The 15,151-nt window shown below is 58.8% G+C and carries 14 protein-coding genes and 1 pseudogene; 11 read left to right on the top strand and 4 right to left on the bottom strand.

Features of this window, described 5'->3' with window-relative positions; translation table 11 throughout:
* Window positions 1-188: 188 nt before the first annotated feature.
* From E8F20_RS02620 to E8F20_RS02610, 3 genes are all read left to right on the top strand, one after another.
* Window positions 189-641: a heme-binding protein gene (locus E8F20_RS02620; RefSeq protein WP_280282302.1), complete on the top strand. Its 453-nt coding sequence runs from the start codon at window positions 189-191 to the stop codon at window positions 639-641.
* A gap of 137 nt (window positions 642-778) precedes the next feature.
* Window positions 779-1,954, top strand: a complete 1,176-nt coding sequence (locus tag E8F20_RS02615; protein WP_280282301.1) for an acyl-CoA dehydrogenase family protein — start codon at window positions 779-781, stop codon at window positions 1,952-1,954.
* 289 nt (window positions 1,955-2,243) lie between these two features.
* Window positions 2,244-4,976, top strand: a complete 2,733-nt coding sequence (locus tag E8F20_RS02610) for a LuxR C-terminal-related transcriptional regulator (protein ID WP_280282300.1) — start codon at window positions 2,244-2,246, stop codon at window positions 4,974-4,976.
* A gap of 13 nt (window positions 4,977-4,989) precedes the next feature.
* Here the strand turns inward: E8F20_RS02610 and E8F20_RS02605 are convergent.
* The 3 genes and pseudogenes from E8F20_RS02605 to E8F20_RS02595 all read right to left on the bottom strand — a co-directional run.
* Window positions 4,990-5,139: pseudogene (locus tag E8F20_RS02605) on the bottom strand (IS5/IS1182 family transposase); the annotation flags it as partial.
* A gap of 46 nt (window positions 5,140-5,185) precedes the next feature.
* Window positions 5,186-5,338 carry a hypothetical protein gene (locus E8F20_RS02600; protein WP_280282299.1) on the bottom strand — a complete coding sequence of 51 codons (153 nt, stop codon included), beginning with the start codon at window positions 5,336-5,338 and terminating at the stop codon, window positions 5,186-5,188.
* 415 nt (window positions 5,339-5,753) lie between these two features.
* On the bottom strand, window positions 5,754-6,287 hold the full coding sequence (locus tag E8F20_RS02595) for a helix-turn-helix domain-containing protein (RefSeq protein WP_280282298.1): 534 nt from the start codon (window positions 6,285-6,287) through the stop codon (window positions 5,754-5,756).
* 258 nt (window positions 6,288-6,545) lie between these two features.
* Here E8F20_RS02595 and E8F20_RS02590 point away from each other — a divergent pair, with 258 nt between their 5' ends.
* The 7 genes from E8F20_RS02590 to E8F20_RS02560 all read left to right on the top strand — a co-directional run bounded on the left by E8F20_RS02590 (window position 6,546) and on the right by E8F20_RS02560 (window position 13,069).
* Entirely contained in the window at window positions 6,546-8,372 is a 1,827-nt protein-coding gene (locus E8F20_RS02590) for an FAD-dependent oxidoreductase (RefSeq protein WP_280282297.1), read from the top strand.
* A gap of 132 nt (window positions 8,373-8,504) precedes the next feature.
* Window positions 8,505-9,131 carry an isochorismatase family cysteine hydrolase gene (locus tag E8F20_RS02585; RefSeq protein ID WP_280282296.1) on the top strand — a complete coding sequence of 209 codons (627 nt, stop codon included), beginning with the start codon at window positions 8,505-8,507 and terminating at the stop codon, window positions 9,129-9,131.
* Between the two features lie 220 nt (window positions 9,132-9,351).
* Window positions 9,352-10,362, top strand: a complete 1,011-nt coding sequence (locus E8F20_RS02580; protein WP_280282295.1) for a thiamine pyrophosphate-dependent dehydrogenase E1 component subunit alpha — start codon at window positions 9,352-9,354, stop codon at window positions 10,360-10,362.
* A 26-nt stretch (window positions 10,363-10,388) separates the two neighbouring features.
* Window positions 10,389-11,420, top strand: coding sequence for an alpha-ketoacid dehydrogenase subunit beta (locus E8F20_RS02575; protein ID WP_280282294.1), 1,032 nt, complete (start codon window positions 10,389-10,391; stop codon window positions 11,418-11,420).
* A gap of 10 nt (window positions 11,421-11,430) precedes the next feature.
* A complete protein-coding gene (locus E8F20_RS02570; protein WP_280282293.1) occupies window positions 11,431-11,682 on the top strand; it encodes a lipoyl domain-containing protein in 252 nt (83 codons plus the stop codon).
* The gene (locus tag E8F20_RS02565) at window positions 11,607-12,374 is read left to right on the top strand and encodes a dihydrolipoamide acetyltransferase family protein (protein ID WP_348529607.1); all 768 of its coding nucleotides are present in this window, start codon (window positions 11,607-11,609) and stop codon (window positions 12,372-12,374) included. The genes E8F20_RS02570 and E8F20_RS02565 overlap by 76 nt, the downstream gene beginning before the upstream one ends.
* The gene (locus E8F20_RS02560; RefSeq protein ID WP_280282292.1) at window positions 12,350-13,069 is read left to right on the top strand and encodes a hypothetical protein; all 720 of its coding nucleotides are present in this window, start codon (window positions 12,350-12,352) and stop codon (window positions 13,067-13,069) included. The genes E8F20_RS02565 and E8F20_RS02560 overlap by 25 nt, the downstream gene beginning before the upstream one ends.
* Window positions 13,070-13,079: 10 nt before the next feature.
* On the opposite strand, the gene E8F20_RS02555 is transcribed toward E8F20_RS02560, so the two are convergent.
* On the bottom strand, window positions 13,080-14,180 hold the full coding sequence (locus E8F20_RS02555; RefSeq protein WP_280282377.1) for an AraC family transcriptional regulator: 1,101 nt from the start codon (window positions 14,178-14,180) through the stop codon (window positions 13,080-13,082).
* Between the two features lie 305 nt (window positions 14,181-14,485).
* Here E8F20_RS02555 and E8F20_RS02550 point away from each other — a divergent pair, with 305 nt between their 5' ends.
* The gene (locus E8F20_RS02550) at window positions 14,486-15,076 is read left to right on the top strand and encodes a carboxymuconolactone decarboxylase family protein (RefSeq protein ID WP_280282291.1); all 591 of its coding nucleotides are present in this window, start codon (window positions 14,486-14,488) and stop codon (window positions 15,074-15,076) included.
* Window positions 15,077-15,151: the final 75 nt, after the last annotated feature.

Below are 15,151 nucleotides of genomic sequence, written 5' to 3'. Positions count from 1 at the left end.
AAAAACCGAGACGCCCTTTTTTATCAGCGTGGCCGGTGGGCGGAGTGCCGATCAGCCAGTTCCATCAATGCTCTGGGGCATTGAGCCTTACATGCTTACAGGCACCGAGCCCCTGACTAACTCCGTTGGTACACATCACCCCGAGCGCAACAAAGCAGGACCAATTTAGATCGGTCTCGGAGTCAACGATGGTCGTCAATCCCAAGCCCAATGATCCCTTGTACGTCTCGCAAGCCCTCATCTCCCATCAGGGTGCCCTCAAAGCCATTGAGGCCGCGGTCCACCACGCAGAACTACTGGCCATAAAGATAGTGGTCGCCGTGGTCGATTCCCAAGGCGCACTCACCGGCTTCGCCAGGATGCCAGGGGCGTTTCTGATCTCCCATGAAATGGCCATCAAGAAAGCCCGCAGCGTAGCAGGCTGCGGCATTACAGCGGCTGAGCTCGAGCAAGTCCTGGAAGCCTCCGGCCAGCGCGTACGTGATGGTCTGCTATCGCACTGCGACCTGACCTTGGTGAGAGGTGGTCTGCCGATACGTATCGACGGTCAATTGATTGGTGCTGTCGCAGTATCCGGTGGCAGTGAATCCGAAGACGAAGCCTGCGCCCGGGCCGCACTCGTCGCCCTGGGCGTGTGTTGAGTTTGTTCAGGTCTGACCAGGGCGGATATCCGGACAAAGTCACCCCCCATCCCGACCAACAAGAGAACTTGCCAGAAATGACAATGACAAACGAGACTCATCCACCTCGCCAGGAACCGCGCCTGTACCACGACCTGATGAGCCCAGCGGAAGTACTTGCCATCCGGGCAGAAGTGCGCGCGTTCTGCGAAAAGCATGTGGCACCTGTTGCCTGGCAAATCGGCCACCGCGAAGAAGCTGTCGAGGCTTTCCCTTTCGACCTCTTCGAGACAATGGCTGTAGCCGGCCTTTTTCGCATTCCCTTCTCTGCTGAAATCGGCGGACGCGGCCTGGCAAGTCCGGCCGCAGCAACCGCTGTTGTTATCGAGGAGCTGAGTTATTTCAGCAATAGCGTCGCGGCGATCTACGATGTGCACTGCATTCTCGCCGGCCACGCGCTCGAATGGGCCAACCCCGCACTCCAAAAGCGCTACCTGACCCCGTTACTGGAAGGTCGAAAGATCGGCAGCTTTGCCACCAGCGAACCGGAGGCTAGCACTGACTTGTCGGTAGAGGCCTTGGTGACCCATGCGACCTTCCACGACGACCACATTGAGATCAATGGACACAAGCGCTGGATCACGAACTCGCCAGTAGCCAGCTTCGTCGTGCTGTTGTGCCGCGATGGCGAGCGAATGACCGAAGTGGTTGTCGACCTCGACCTGCCAGGCGTCACTGTCGGTGCGCCTGACAAAAAACTCGGAAACCATGGGCAACTGACCGCCGATATCCAGTTCGACAAGGTCCGAGTCCCGCTAGACAACGTTGTGGGCAAGCGTGGCGACGGACTGAAGATCGCGCTGCAAGTGCTGACTTACGGACGCATTGGCATCGCCGCCAGTGGTGTAGGCATGGCGCAGAGCGTTTTCGACCATAGCGTTGCCCGCCTGCAGAAAAGACGAGCCTTCGGCAAGGCTTTGGCCCAGTTCCAGCACTGGCAATTCCGCCTGGCCGAACGAGCTACCGAAATCGAAAACGCACGCAACCTGTACCTCAAAGCCGCGTTGCGAATGGATGGGGGGGAGCAGTTCCCCGAGCCGGAAGCAGCCATGGCCAAATGGTACGGGACCAACCTGGCCAGCGAATTCGCCCGCGAAGGTGTTCAGATTTTCGGCGGCTACGGTTTCACCAAGGAGCTGGCCTTCGATGGGTCGCACTACCATGTGGAAGAGGTGTATCGCGACAGCAAGATCGCGGAGATCTACGAAGGCACTAACGAGGTACAGAAGTGGGTGATCGCTCGGAATATCTTCGGCAAAGATTTCACCGGTTGATACCTGACTCGAATAGCTAAGGGACTACCGGCTGAGCACTGCGCCGTGTATTGGCCGGTATTCTCATTCCAGCAGCAACGCCCCCACCCTCCCTGTCGGGCATAACCATTGTTCGTCGCTCAGGGGCCGCACGCTCAAGGGCCTTGAGCATCGCGGGCGGCTATGTGATAAACGACGCACTCGCTGCCGATTTCGGCAGTTTCTAACAACAATGGTTTCCGTGATGGGTATTCCACTCAACGCCGGAGCCTGAGCAGCGTTCAGTTCGATCATGCCCAGTGGACAGTCGATGAACGGCCCAACCCCGTGGCCGATTCTGCCAACAAAATTCACGCCGCCAACGCAAGCCGGTGGGCTGATCGAGCGAGAGGTCTTGCTGGATCAGATTGAACGAAGTCTCGACAAATCACTGTTGTTAATCTGCGCGCCCGCAGGATATGGCAAGAGCAGTCTGATGACTGCGCTGTTCCGTCGCCTGCAGCAAAGGCACCTGCTAGCGACCTGGCTGGGCCTCGACGGCTACGACAACGATGTTGTGCGCTTCTCGTCCCTGCTCCTATCCGCGCTTGACGGCCACAGTGCAATCAACGCCTCCGGTTCGCACCATGGCCTTGGATCCGGTCCAAGCACTCCCTACCTGGCAGCAGAAATCCTCGAACGTGTCATGCAGTTACCAGACCGTGTGTATCTGTTCCTGGATGACTTCCATCTGATCACCGACACTCGAGTGCTGGAGTTGATCAGCCTGCTTCTAACCAGCTCAGTGCATAACCTGCATCTGGTGGTTTCCTCGCGCGAGTTGCCGCGGTTGCCCCTACCCCGGCTACGCGCCCTCGGTCAATTGCATGAGATCGATAGCGCGGCGATTTCATTTTCCGAGAAAGAAGCTCGCCAGTTCATGGCCGGGTTCCATATCCCGGAGCTGTCCGAAACGCAGCTAATTACGTTACTGGGGAAAACAGAAGGCTGGCCGGCAAGCCTGCGCATGGCCTCGATTGCCTTGGAGTCCGGAGTAGATGTCGACACTTTTCTCCAGCGGTTCTCCGGCGCAGATAGAGACATCGCAGCCTTCCTGGTGGAAGAGGTACTTGCCGAGCAATCTCAAGAGATCGAGCAATTTCTCCTTGCGACCTCGTTACTCAAATCATTCAACGCCGAGCTTGCAAACGAGGTTCTCGGTATTAGCAGCGCAAGAGACTTGATCGATCAGATAGAGGTGAAGCATCTATTCCTTCTTGGGCTTGATCGGGAGCGCAACTGGTACCGTTATCACCATCTGTTCGCCGACCTGTTGCGCCGCATTCTGATGGACCGATCTCCGCGCTTGGCGCAGCAATACCACCGTCGTGCAGGTCAATGGCTGGCTGGCCACGGGCGGGAGCTTGAAGCCATCGAGCATGCGTTCATCCTGGACGATCAGGAATGGGCCGGCACGTTGCTGGACCGTATAAGTCCAGCGCTTTTCAGCAGCGGACAAACCACCACGCTGCAGGCGTTGGCCGACCAGCTCGATCCCAATGTGATGCAGCGCCTTCCTCGCCTGCAACTGGAGCTGGTATGGGACAACATCATTCGCTGGCGATTCTTCGAGGCCCGCCGCCTGCTCTTCGAGACCCAGCAACTTCTCGACCCAGATATTGTTGAGGGCAGCAGCGCCGCTCAGGAGCAAGAGCTGCTCCGTGTGACCCTGGAGCATCGCGACTGCATGCTCCAAACCTTTACCGACCAACTACACCCGGCCGAGCGCGCCATCACTAATTGGCTGCAGGCCTATCAGCACAGCGACGGTTTCATGCTGGCCTCAGCAAGAGTTGCCTGGATGATGTGCCGTCGTGATAGCTATCAGAGTCTCGTGTCCGAGCTGGAGGTGGATGAGCTACGTCGGCAATTCCTCAAGGTAGGTGCCGGCTACGGCACAGTCTTCCTGGACGTTGTCGCCGGCTGCGTCTTCGCATCGCGCGGCCAGGTTGCCATCGCGGAGCGCCTGCTCCTTTCCGCCCACGCGACGGCAATCCGTATCCAGGGACGGGACTCCTCGCTTGCGTCCATGGCCGCAGCGCCATTGGTTCAGCTCTGGTATGAAACGGATCGCCTTGGCGAAGCCCGCAGGCTATTGACCGAGATTTCCAACAGTAGCTTGGACTTCGGCATCGTCGACTCCATCATTTCCCGAGTGATTACCGGCGCGCTTCTGACAAGGCTGGACGCAGGTTACACGGTGGCACACGAGCAACTCGATGCAGCCCATCAATTTGCCATGCGTTTCCGGCTGCCGCGTTTACGCGCTCGGGTGCTGGCGGCCCAAGTGCAGCTTTACGTTGAACAGGGTCAGGTGGTGCAGGCCGAGCGGTTGCTTGAACGCGACCCGGATTTCACCGCTCTCAAATCCTTATTCCCTGAGAAGGGGGCAGACAGCAGCCGAGAGAACTTCGCGATGGCATTCGCCCGCGTAAGCCTTGAAAACGGCCATTATGCCAATGCGATACGCGTGCTGCGGCGCTGGGCGAACCTGCTGCAGGAGCGCCAGTACTATCGACACTTCGTGCGCGTCTCCCTGCTGCTGGCTCGTCTGCTGTTCCGCTCTGGCGATAACCTGGCTGCCCGTCGCGCCTTGATCGAGGCTCTGAGCCGTTCCGAAGGACAGTTTGTTCGTATTTTTGTCGACGAGGGCGAAGAGCTACGTGGGCTACTGCTTCAGCTGAAACAATCAACAGCAGCTGATATCCCTCTGGCATGGACCGGCTATCTAGACAAACTGCTTGCGGCCTTCGGCCAACGCCCTGAAGTACCCCGTGTAACTGAGCTGGTCTCCACCGATGCCAGCGCCGAGCTCCTGTCCGAGCGCGAATTGGCGATCATTCGTCTAACGGCCCAAAACCTCGCCGCCAAGGAAGTAGCTCAAGCGTTGGGGCTGACGGAGAACACTATTAAATGGTACTGGCAGCGCATCTTTGAAAAGCTTGGAGTACGAAAGCGAAAACTGGCGGTACGTGCCGCCAGAGAGCGCGGATTGATTCATTAATAAACGAGGGTCACCCCACGTGGCTGTAATGCGGAGCTAGGTGCTGGTGCAATTCGCTCAAGTCTAGGGACTGATCGATGCCGGGGCACAGGTGATTGGCCGGGACGTGATCGTCCAATTGAACGTGTAGAGCAAGGGGGCCTGAGCGGCCTACTGCTGGTATCGCCGCAAGCCACCCATCAGCCACTGACTCAGTCGTCAGTCAGCGCTCAGAATCGGTTGAAGATATCACCCACGTTGACCGGCACCGTCACATGAGCTGCGGCATCAGCCTTCCGTGCCTGCTGGCTCCCATTGACGACCGCGCAGGCCGCACCGACTACCGCAGCAATGAACAGGCAAGCCAATAGACGCATAGTCATCTCTCACATTCTGCACACGGCCGGCTGCAGTGTTCTTGTTTGCCTCAAGTATTGGAGAGACAGCGCCTGACTTGTTGGCTTTTACTGTCATGTTTTTATCGATTCCCGCCTGAGAAGCCTTATGTGCGATCCCCGCAGATCCACAGCTGCCTTGACTTTGCTTTGCGCGAACAGCGGTGGTACGCCCGCGAAGAGAGAGGCTGGTGGCCGAGTCATTCGAAAACTAGCCCCCACCAGTGAGTGCGGGCAGGTCAGGCCGGGTTGGCCAGCCCTCTTCTACTCGGACAAAGGACATAGGTTCACCACAGCAGGGTGAACCATCGTCGACTCAGGGTGAGGGCAGATCAAACTGAATCGACACGGCTTTCCTGGCCACACTCCGATCACTGGATCGACCTCGATCGTTCCCTAGACATCAGTCCAAGTTAGGCTTCCCCATTCGCTTCGCACGGATGGCCTCCTGATAGTCCTTTGCAAGCGCTTCGCGCTCGGCTGCCATGCATGAAGACATGGAGGTAGTGCTGGAATGGGCATCCACCGCCTCGCCGCAAGTCTTGCAGACAAACCCAAGCTCCAAACGGTGGTCATGGTCTTTGTGATGAAGCACCAGTGGCGGCTCATCGTCTTCCCAAGGGCCATTCCACTTATCCCCCCACTGCTTCAGAGCAACCAGAACTGGCCACAGCTCTCGGCCTTTGCCGGTTGGTCGATATTCGTAGCGGGCCGGTGATTGCTGATATGCAACGCGCTTAAGCACCCCCACCTCGACCAGATCGCCCAGCCTTAGCGTCAAGGACCGGGGCGACATTCCAGTTTGAGCCTGCAGGCCGTCAAACCGCGTGTTCGCCAGGAACACCTCTCGCAAAATTACGAACGACCATGCATCCGTGAGCTCGGCGCTGGACCGGGCAATGGAGCAGTACCTATCCGCCAGCGTGCTTCTCTTCATGCGTTTTCCTGAGGGGTGCCGTTTACTTTTAATACTATAAAAAATATAGTCACGAAAATCAATCAGCTTCGGCTCTCGTAATGCCTGGACTCCCAGGACACCAACGTGAGTGGAGATTGACCGGCAGCAACGGTCCAGTGCCGCTTGGCACTACATCGCTGCAGGACCAGAGAGGGGATGTAATCGGCATTGCGAGCGCAAGAGCGAGAAGCAGTTGCCGGCCGTGTCCAGTGATCAGCGGAAATTGGAGTCCGTGAAATGAATGTCACAGAGAGCAAGTCCGTACCGTCTTCAAGAATCCTGATCGAAGCGGAAGACTTCGATAACTACGGCGGCTGGGTCCTCGACTCCCAGTTTGAAACGGTAATGGGATCCCCATACCTTCTCGCCCACGGCTTGGGACGCCCCGTCGCCGATGCGACGACGGTGATCGACGTCGCCCACGCTGGCGATTACGACGTATGGGTTCGTGCGAAGGACTGGGTGCCTTCACACCATCCTGGCCGCTTCACCCTGTCGATCAACGGCAGGACGCTCGAAACGGAGTTCGGTGCAAACGGGCAGGACTGGTCGTGGCAATGTGCAGGTAAGGTCTCGCTACCTCAGGGCCGGACAACGCTGGCCCTACATGACCTCACGGGTTTCGACGGACGATGCGATGCGATTTACCTCTGCACGGACAGCGAAGCGCCCCCCAACCAGGTGAACGAAGCCAGCGCTGCGTGGCGGAAAGAGTTGCGCGGGTTGCCTGTTCAGCCGGTTGATGCAGGACGCTACGATGTTGTGGTCGTTGGAGGCGGCATCTCTGGTTGCGCAGCCGCGCTGACCGCAGCCCGTCTGGGCCAGAAGGTCGCCCTGATCCATGACCGCCCTGTTCTCGGCGGCAACGCGAGCAATGAAATCGGTTTGATGCCGAGGGGCTCGCAAGGTGCACTGCTCAAGGAGCTGGCACAACGTTCCTCGAATGGCGATTTGGCAGCCTTGTCGTTGCTTGAGGCAGAGCCAACGGCGACCGTTTTCCTTGAGAATCGGATCGTCAGCGCAACGAAGGAAGGCTCCAGAGTTGTAGCGGTACAAACCGTCCAGGCTCGCGGCGGAGTCGAGCGTGAAATCAAGGGCTCCGTATTCATAGACACCACTGGCACGGCAATTCTCGGCGTCTTCGTGGGAGCCGAGACACTGTTCGGTCGAGAAGCCCGCTCCGAGTTCGATGAGTCCTACGCTCCCGATGTCGGCGATGACATGCACCACGGGAATACGGTGTTCTTCCGCACTCGGATGGCTGACCACCCGATCTCGTTTCCCGAGGTGCCTTGGGCGACCGAAGTCTCGAAGGATTACGCCAACTTGAGCGGGCAGTTGCTTGAGCCTGGCGTGGAGAACGGTGCCGGCCCGCAGGCTGGAGGCAACCCGAGCACGCCCGAATTCAGATTCGGCAGTAAAGCCGATGTGTTCCCCGCGACTCATTTCTGGGAATACGGTCAGTGGCACGATCCCTATACCGAAGGCGAGCTCATTCGTGACTACCTGATGCGGGCGCTCTACGGAACATTCTCCAACGTCAAGCGCCTTGAGCCGGAAAACTACGCAAACCTCGAGCTTGAATGGATGGCTTATGTGGCTGCCCAGGGCGAGTTTCGCCGATACCGCGGTGACTACATCCTCACGGAGAATGACCTGCGGAACCATACGAAATTCTCTGACGCGCTGGTTCCCAACGATGGCGCATTCTGCATCCACTGCGCGTGGGGACCTGGAGAGGGGAAATACGATTTCCGTCTCAAGGATTGGATCTGGGATATGCGCGACCGGCAGGCCTACGAAATTCCTTTCCGAAGCCTCTACTCCGCCAACATCGACAACCTGATGATGGCCGGCAAGCACATCAGCGTCACTCACGTGGCGGGCTCCTCCACGAAGACGATGGGTAACGGCTCGCAACACGGTATAGCCGTCGCAGCTGCCGCATTCCTGTGCAACAAGTACAGCTCATCACCTCGCGGCCTCTACGAGAATCATCTCGGTGAGCTGAAGGGTCTTGTTGCAGAACTCACGGCCTGCGATCACGAACATCCCTCCAAGTGATTTTCAGCAGCCTGCGACCGCAGTGCCTCCCGGCATTGCGGTCGCAGAGTGGACACAGCGTTCAACCTGCCAATCAGAAATGGTGTGGGTTGGAGAAGGTAACCCTCCGTAAAATTTGAGAGGACGTAACTCATGTCTCAAGACACCTATTCAAAGAACAACACAGCTCTACTGCTGATCGATCCGTACAACGACTTTCTAGCGGAGGGAGGAAAGGTTTGGCCTCTTATTCGCGAGGTGGCTGAAGAGGTCGGCCTTCTCAACAACCTTCGCCTGCTGGACAAGGCCGCTCGCGACGCAGGTTTGCAAGTCGTGATCGTGCCTCATCGCCGCTGGCAAGCTGGCGACTATGAGTGCTGGTGCCACCCGAATCCGACTCAACAGATGATGATGAAACGCCCCATATTTGCGAAAGGCGAATGGGGTGGTGATTGGCATCCCGATTTTGCGCCCAAGGATGGAGACATCGTTGTGCAGGAGCACTGGGCGCAGAGCGGCTTCGCCAATACCGATCTCGACTTCCAACTCAAGCAGCGCGGCATCACGAAAGTGATAGTCGTCGGCCTTCTCGCCAACACCTGCGTCGAGTCGACTGCGCGGTTCGCAATGGAGTTGGGCTATCACGTGACGCTCGTCCGGGATGCCACTGCCGCATTCAAACGCGAAATGATGTTTGCCGCACATGAACTGAACGGGCCGACTTATGTGCACGCGATTCTGAAAACCAGCGAAGTAGTGGAAGCGATTTCACGAGCCTGAGCACTAGCCCCACCAGTCGCTGAATCAGCTTGTCTTGGGCTTTGACCCGGTTCGCCGGGTCTTTTTTTGGGGGAAACGAACACAGTCCGTCGAAGCCCCCGAGCCCGAGCCCGAGCCCGAGCACATGAGTCAACGCCGCGCTTTCCCATGGTCAATACCCGCGCTCGGATCACCATTGAAAATACTGGCAACAACCTGCGATTTCATATGAGGGGGGCCAGTGAGCGCGACCAAAGAACAACTCGTCTGGATGTACCGCCAAATGGTACTGATCCGGCACTACGAAGACGCCATCGCAATGGTGTATTTCGAAGGCAAGCTGCCGCCCAAGATCCAGAAGGGCCTGGCCTTTGATATCGGCGCCGGCACGCTACCCGGCGAGATGCATTTGTCTGCTGGACAGGAAGCCGCCGCCGTAGGGATATGCGCACATCTGCGGCAGAACGATTCGGTGTGGGGCACCCACCGCTCGCATCATTTCGCCATTGCCAAAGGCGTTCCACTCGATCGCATGACCGCCGAAATCTTCGGCAAAGTTGAAGGTCTGTGCCGTGGCAAGGGTGGGCACATGCACCTCTATGACCCGGAGAATCACTTTGCCAGCAACGGAATTGTCGGCGCGGGAATCCCTCATGCTTGCGGTGCGGCATGGGCTGCGCAGTACCGACAGACTGGCGCAGTGGCGATTGCCGAATTCGGCGAAGGAGCAACCAACCAAGGCGCTTTCCACGAGGCACTGAACTTGGCCAGCCTGTGGAAGCTGCCGGTCATCTTCGTTTGCCAGGACAACAACTACGGCATCTCGGTCAGCAAGAAAGCATCGACGTCGGTGGCCAACATCGCCGACCGGGCCGCTGCCTACAACATGCCCGGAACAACGGTGGAGGAGAATGATGCATCCCACATGTTCGCTGCCGCTGGCCCAGCGATTGATCGTGCCCGTGCAGGTGATGGCCCCTCACTGATCGAGGTGAAAGTCGACCGTTACTACGGACATTTCCAGGGTGACCCGGAAACCTACCGGCCGAAGGGTGAAGTCAAAGCACTGAAGGCCAACGATCCGATCCTCCGGCTAGAACGCCAGCTGCTCGATAGCCAGCAGCTCAGTGGTGACGACGTCACCGCCATCCGTACAGACGCCAAGGCTCAGGTGGATGCCGCGATCGCCTTTGCCCGTGCTGGCAACTACCCCGATCCCACCGAAGTAGCACGACACGTATTCGCCGTGTGAGTCCCAAGTCCAAGGAATGATCAACCATGCAAGCAAGCGACACTCGGCACCTGCCCTTCTACAAGGCCATGGTCGAAGCGATTCAAGGAGAGATGGCCCGTGATTCCTCGGTCGTCTGCCTCGGTGAAGACGTAGGCGCCATGGGCGGCGTATTCCAGGCAACCGTCGGCCTGCACAAGGAATTCGGCGGCACCCGCGTTCGCGACACGCCCATATCCGAGACAGCCATCATGGGCATGGCACTCGGTGCTGCAGCCGAAGGATTACGCCCCATCGCCGAGCTGATGTTCGTCGACTTCATGGGGGTCTGCTTTGACCAGATCCTGAACAACATCGCCAAGACCCACTACATGTCCGGTGGTGCAGTAAAGCTGCCGTTGGTGATCACCGCATCTACCGGTGGTGGCATCTGTGATGCGGCACAGCATGCACAAACGCTTCACGGCTTCTTCGCTCATACCCCGGGCCTGAAGGTGGTGATTCCTTCCAACCCATACGATGCGAAGGGCCTGATGATCAGCGCCATTCGTGACGACAACCCGGTGGTCTACCTGTTTCACCGCGGCCTCCTGGGGTTGCCCGTAATGAACTTCGTGGATGCCTCATTCGCCACCGATGTACCAGCGGAGGATTACTGCATTCCCCTTGGCCAGGCGCGTGTGGTACTTGAAGGCAGTAGCGTGACGATCGTCGCCCTCGCGCAGATGGTGCCCAAGGCGTTGCTCGCCGCGCGCACCCTCGCCTCCCGGGGCATTGATGTGGAGATCATCGATCCGCGCACCCTGGTTCCGTTCGACACCGAGGCCGTGCTGCGATCAGTGGCCAAGACCGGGCGTCTGCTGGTCCTGGACGAGGACTATCTCAGCTTCGGCGTTACCGGCGAGATCATTACCCGCGTGGTCGAGCAGATGCCGCGCATCCGCCTGAAAGCGCCACCCCGTCGGTTGGCGGTGGCTGACATGCCCATCCCGTTCAGCAAGACCCTGGAGCCCGTGGCAATCCCTCAAGTGGATGCGATTGTCGAGGCCGTAGGCGCCCTGATGGAACTTTCATTGTAAGGACTGACGAATGATCACGATTGAACTGCAGGAAGAGGCTTGGGACGACGTCGAAGACGGCACCGAAGCGCTGCTGGATGAATGGCTGGTACAACCTGGCAGCAGGGTGCGGGCGGGGGATGTGATCGCCATAGTGGTCGTCGCCAAGACCAGCTTTGAACTGGTGGCTCCTGTTGATGGCGTGGTATGCAATCTATTGGTCGAGTTCCAGGACACTATCGCCCGCGGTCAGGCGCTGGCCGAACTCGAACCAGAGGCATGAGCGCGATGGCCCAACAGCAAGACGCACCCGACCGCCGCATCGTTCCGCTGAGCGGTTTGCGAGGCATCATCGCCCGCGCCATGAGCCGAGCGTGGCAAGCGCCACAAGTCACCCTGGGACTCGAGTTCGAAGTGGGGCCGTTGCTCGCACGAGTCAGACAATTGGGTGGGCAGGGTGGAAAAGTCACGCCTACGGCCCTGGTTCTGACGGCACTAGCGCGAACACTCCCCAAACACCCTCGCATGAATGCGCTGCTTACCGAACAGGGAATCGAAGAGGTAAGGGACGTGCACCTTGCGGTCGCGGTGGACACAGCCAACGGACTGCTGACTCCGGTAATCCGTGACGCCCACGACAAGGGAGCACTGGAAATCGCTGCCGAGCTTTCGATCCTCGCTGTCCAGGCACGAGCGGGCAAACTGCCACCCGCGGCGTACCAGCGCGGCACCTTTACGTTCAGCAATCTGGGTGGGGCGGGTATCGATTGGGTCACGCCGGTGCTCAATCCTCCCCAGGTAGGAATTCTTGGCATGGGCCGCTGCCGCGAGGCGGTGGTAGTACGTGACGGCACCCCGGTCGCAGCCCAGGTCAGTACCCTGACCCTGGTGTTTGACCATCGCGCCATTGATGGCATGCCGGCAAGTCTGTTTCTTCGGGATCTGGCAGCATGCTTGACCGCTGCCGACTTCTAATTCCCAGCGTTGCCGAATCCGCCCACGAGGAGCTGCGCTGGATCGAGGCTGGCATCCGCGGCGGTATCAGCACCCCGCAATGGCAACTGGTTCGCTATCGTGCGCCTGCACTGATCTACGGTCGCAGCAGTCCAGTGATGGCCGATGTCGAGAGACGCGCGCGGTTGATTGGCTGCGAAGTGATTCAGCGCCGCACCGGCGGCGGCGCGGTGTTCGCCGGCCCTTGGATGCTCGGCTGCAACATACTGCTGCCCGCCACCCACCCCTGGAGCCAGGGCAGCCACATCGTTGCCTTTCGCGAGTTCGGTGAGTTGTGGATGCGCAGCTTGGCTGCCCTTGGCGTGTCATCCTCGATGGCCGAGAGCAGGCATTTCCAGGAGCGGGATGTAGCCGTGCGCAGTGCCCTCCTGCAGTGGTCCTGCTTCGCCGGTTTGTCACATGGTGAAGGGCTCGATAACCAAGGTAGGAAACTGTTGGGCCTAGCTCAGGCCAGAAGCCGCTGGGGAAGCCTGCTGAGCGCCGGTCTGCTGCTTTCCTCGGCGCCTTGGGAGGCTATGGAGTTTCTCCACCATGGCCAGGTAATTGAACGATCGCGCATGCACGCCATGGCGTCGGATGGAATAGGTCCGCAGGCCAATGCCGCCGATGTCGAGCAGCAGTTGTCTCAGCGCATACCCAGTGCTCTAGTGGGCTGAGCGCACACAGCTATTGGCTTTGGGCCTGAAACTGCGGATCGCCTGCCAATGCAGGCGTCACTGACTGCTGCTGACGACGGCGATAGTTACCAGGCGTATAGCCGGTCCAACGCTTGAAGGCGCGCTGAAAGGCGCTTTGCTCAGAGAAGCCCAGCAGAAAAGCGATTTCCACCAAGTCCAGTGTATGGTTATCGAGGTAGGCCAGCGCCATATCCCGACGCAATTGATCCACCAGGCCCTGAAACCCAATCTCGTGCTTGGCAAGGCGCGTGCGTAACGCACCGCGCGTCATGCCCAACTCCTGAGCGATTTCATCCAAACCTGGGACTCCGCTCCGTAAATTAGCGACCACCGCCCGGCGACAAGCGCTCAGCCAATCCGGATCGCGTGAGCTCTCCAGCCGCTGCAGCAACTGCTCGCACAGAACCTTGATGGTGGCATGCACTCGCGGGTCGCCTTGGGGTAATTGTCGCTGCCAGATCTCCGAGCTGAACACCACGGTCAGCACCGGCGCATCGAACACCGGCGGACAACCAAACACCTCTTCATATCCGCGAAGATCCTGAGGTGCCGGGTGTGGCAACTCCACTCGCAGTGGGTGCACATCTGGCTGCGCGGTGAGCAAACGGGTCATTGCCACCCAACTGGCGGCAACCAGGTCATCGAGAAAACGCTGAGCAGGATTGCCCGACTCCAGGTGACAGCGCCAGTACATGACGTTCTGATCGTCGTGATTGACCATCTCGTTGTGCCCAAGGTCCATGGCCAGGGACGAGAATCGCTTGAATGCCGCCAGCGCCTCGGCAGCTGTCTTGCAACTGGTTAGCACGAAACCGTAGGGGCCGAGGTAACCGGGCTTCATCGATAACCCCAGCCTGAGGCCGAGGTCTGGTTGAGCGAAGTGCTCCGAGGCGTATGTGCACATCGCCAGGAAGTCGTCCCCGGCAATGCGTGCATCGGGTTGCTCCAGCAACTCCTCCGACAATCCACGAAGGGCGAGCAATTGCTCCACCGGCAGGCCGTGTGCCTCGCAGAAATCACCGAGTAGGCGCAGGTATGAACTCGCAACTGTGCACCGCGCGGCATCGATGCTCATGTCTAAAGCGTTCATGGCGCTCACCGATGACCTCCTACTTTTTTGTAGGTATCTAACACCACACGCAGGGTGAAAGCGACTATCGAAGATGATTCCAAGGATGAATGGAAAGCGCTCTCGCCCACCTGTGGCGACGGCCACAGCGCCTGGGTCAATCGCAAGTAGATTCACTGTCAATACGAGGTCGCGGGCCTGGGAAAAGAATGCCCCCTCAGGCTCATCCAATGGCCTGTGAACGGCGAGCCACGCTGAGATCAGCAGGCCAGTGCTCACTGACCAGCCTGTGCTCGAAGACCCGGACCCGCGATCAAGGCGTACTCATGGATATTCGAAACAGCCTGCCCGATGGCAACTGGCAACTGACTGAACAACGCACCACCCTGAACGAACCCGAACACTACTCCGCCAAGCTGCAAGCTATTCTCGCCGGGCTTCGCAAGACCTCCAATGCCGAGCGCAACCTCAATGTGTTCCTTCTCTTCGCCAAGCTCGGCGATGTGCTCGGCCATTACCTGCCGTTTTTCACCACCCTGTTGTTCGCCGGCAGGATTTCCCGCGTAGACAAGGAGAAGATCATTCTGCGAGTCGCTTGGCGAGTGGGTTGTGCGTACGAATGGATCCACCACACCAAGCTTGCACAACTACTGCGCATCGACGTCGACGAGGTCAGCTCATTGGCCGTCGAACATTCGGAGAGCTGGTCTCCGCGAGTCGCGGCCTATGTTCGCGCTACCGACGAGTTGCTCACCAGCAAAACGCTGACCACCGAGGCCTGGAACGACTTGCGCGTGCACCTGAGCGATGAACAGATCATCGAATTCTGCTTCCTGGTCGGGCACTACGTGATGGTGGCGATGACCATCAATGCCAGCGGCATCCCCGTAGAGCCGCAATATCTGCAAAGCCACTGAACGACCCAGGCCCCTCGCAACACGACGGTCAATGACCATGTGTTGGCGGTCAATACACCCTGAGCATCACAAACA

It is taken from the genome of Pseudomonas sp. BN415 (assembly GCF_029871195.1).
Taxonomy (GTDB): Bacteria; Pseudomonadota; Gammaproteobacteria; order Pseudomonadales; family Pseudomonadaceae; genus Metapseudomonas; species Metapseudomonas resinovorans.
The sequence above is the reverse complement of the archived record's forward strand: the minus strand, read 5'-3'. Positions and strand labels throughout refer to the sequence as shown.

Coding starts and splice junctions, on each gene's coding strand:
- E8F20_RS02595 (WP_280282298.1), bottom strand. CDS start 6,287: ATGAAGAGAAGCACGCTGGCGGATAGGTACTGCTCCATTGCCCGGTCC.
- E8F20_RS02600 (WP_280282299.1), bottom strand. CDS start 5,338: ATGACTATGCGTCTATTGGCTTGCCTGTTCATTGCTGCGGTAGTCGGT.
- E8F20_RS02560 (WP_280282292.1), top strand. CDS start 12,350: ATGCTTGACCGCTGCCGACTTCTAATTCCCAGCGTTGCCGAATCCGCC.
- E8F20_RS02585 (WP_280282296.1), top strand. CDS start 8,505: ATGTCTCAAGACACCTATTCAAAGAACAACACAGCTCTACTGCTGATC.
- E8F20_RS02555 (WP_280282377.1), bottom strand. CDS start 14,180: ATGAACGCTTTAGACATGAGCATCGATGCCGCGCGGTGCACAGTTGCG.
- E8F20_RS02610 (WP_280282300.1), top strand. CDS start 2,244: ATGAACGGCCCAACCCCGTGGCCGATTCTGCCAACAAAATTCACGCCG.
- E8F20_RS02620 (WP_280282302.1), top strand. CDS start 189: ATGGTCGTCAATCCCAAGCCCAATGATCCCTTGTACGTCTCGCAAGCC.
- E8F20_RS02575 (WP_280282294.1), top strand. CDS start 10,389: ATGCAAGCAAGCGACACTCGGCACCTGCCCTTCTACAAGGCCATGGTC.
- E8F20_RS02615 (WP_280282301.1), top strand. CDS start 779: ATGAGCCCAGCGGAAGTACTTGCCATCCGGGCAGAAGTGCGCGCGTTC.
- E8F20_RS02550 (WP_280282291.1), top strand. CDS start 14,486: ATGGATATTCGAAACAGCCTGCCCGATGGCAACTGGCAACTGACTGAA.
- E8F20_RS02570 (WP_280282293.1), top strand. CDS start 11,431: ATGATCACGATTGAACTGCAGGAAGAGGCTTGGGACGACGTCGAAGAC.
- E8F20_RS02590 (WP_280282297.1), top strand. CDS start 6,546: ATGAATGTCACAGAGAGCAAGTCCGTACCGTCTTCAAGAATCCTGATC.
- E8F20_RS02565 (WP_348529607.1), top strand. CDS start 11,607: ATGCAATCTATTGGTCGAGTTCCAGGACACTATCGCCCGCGGTCAGGC.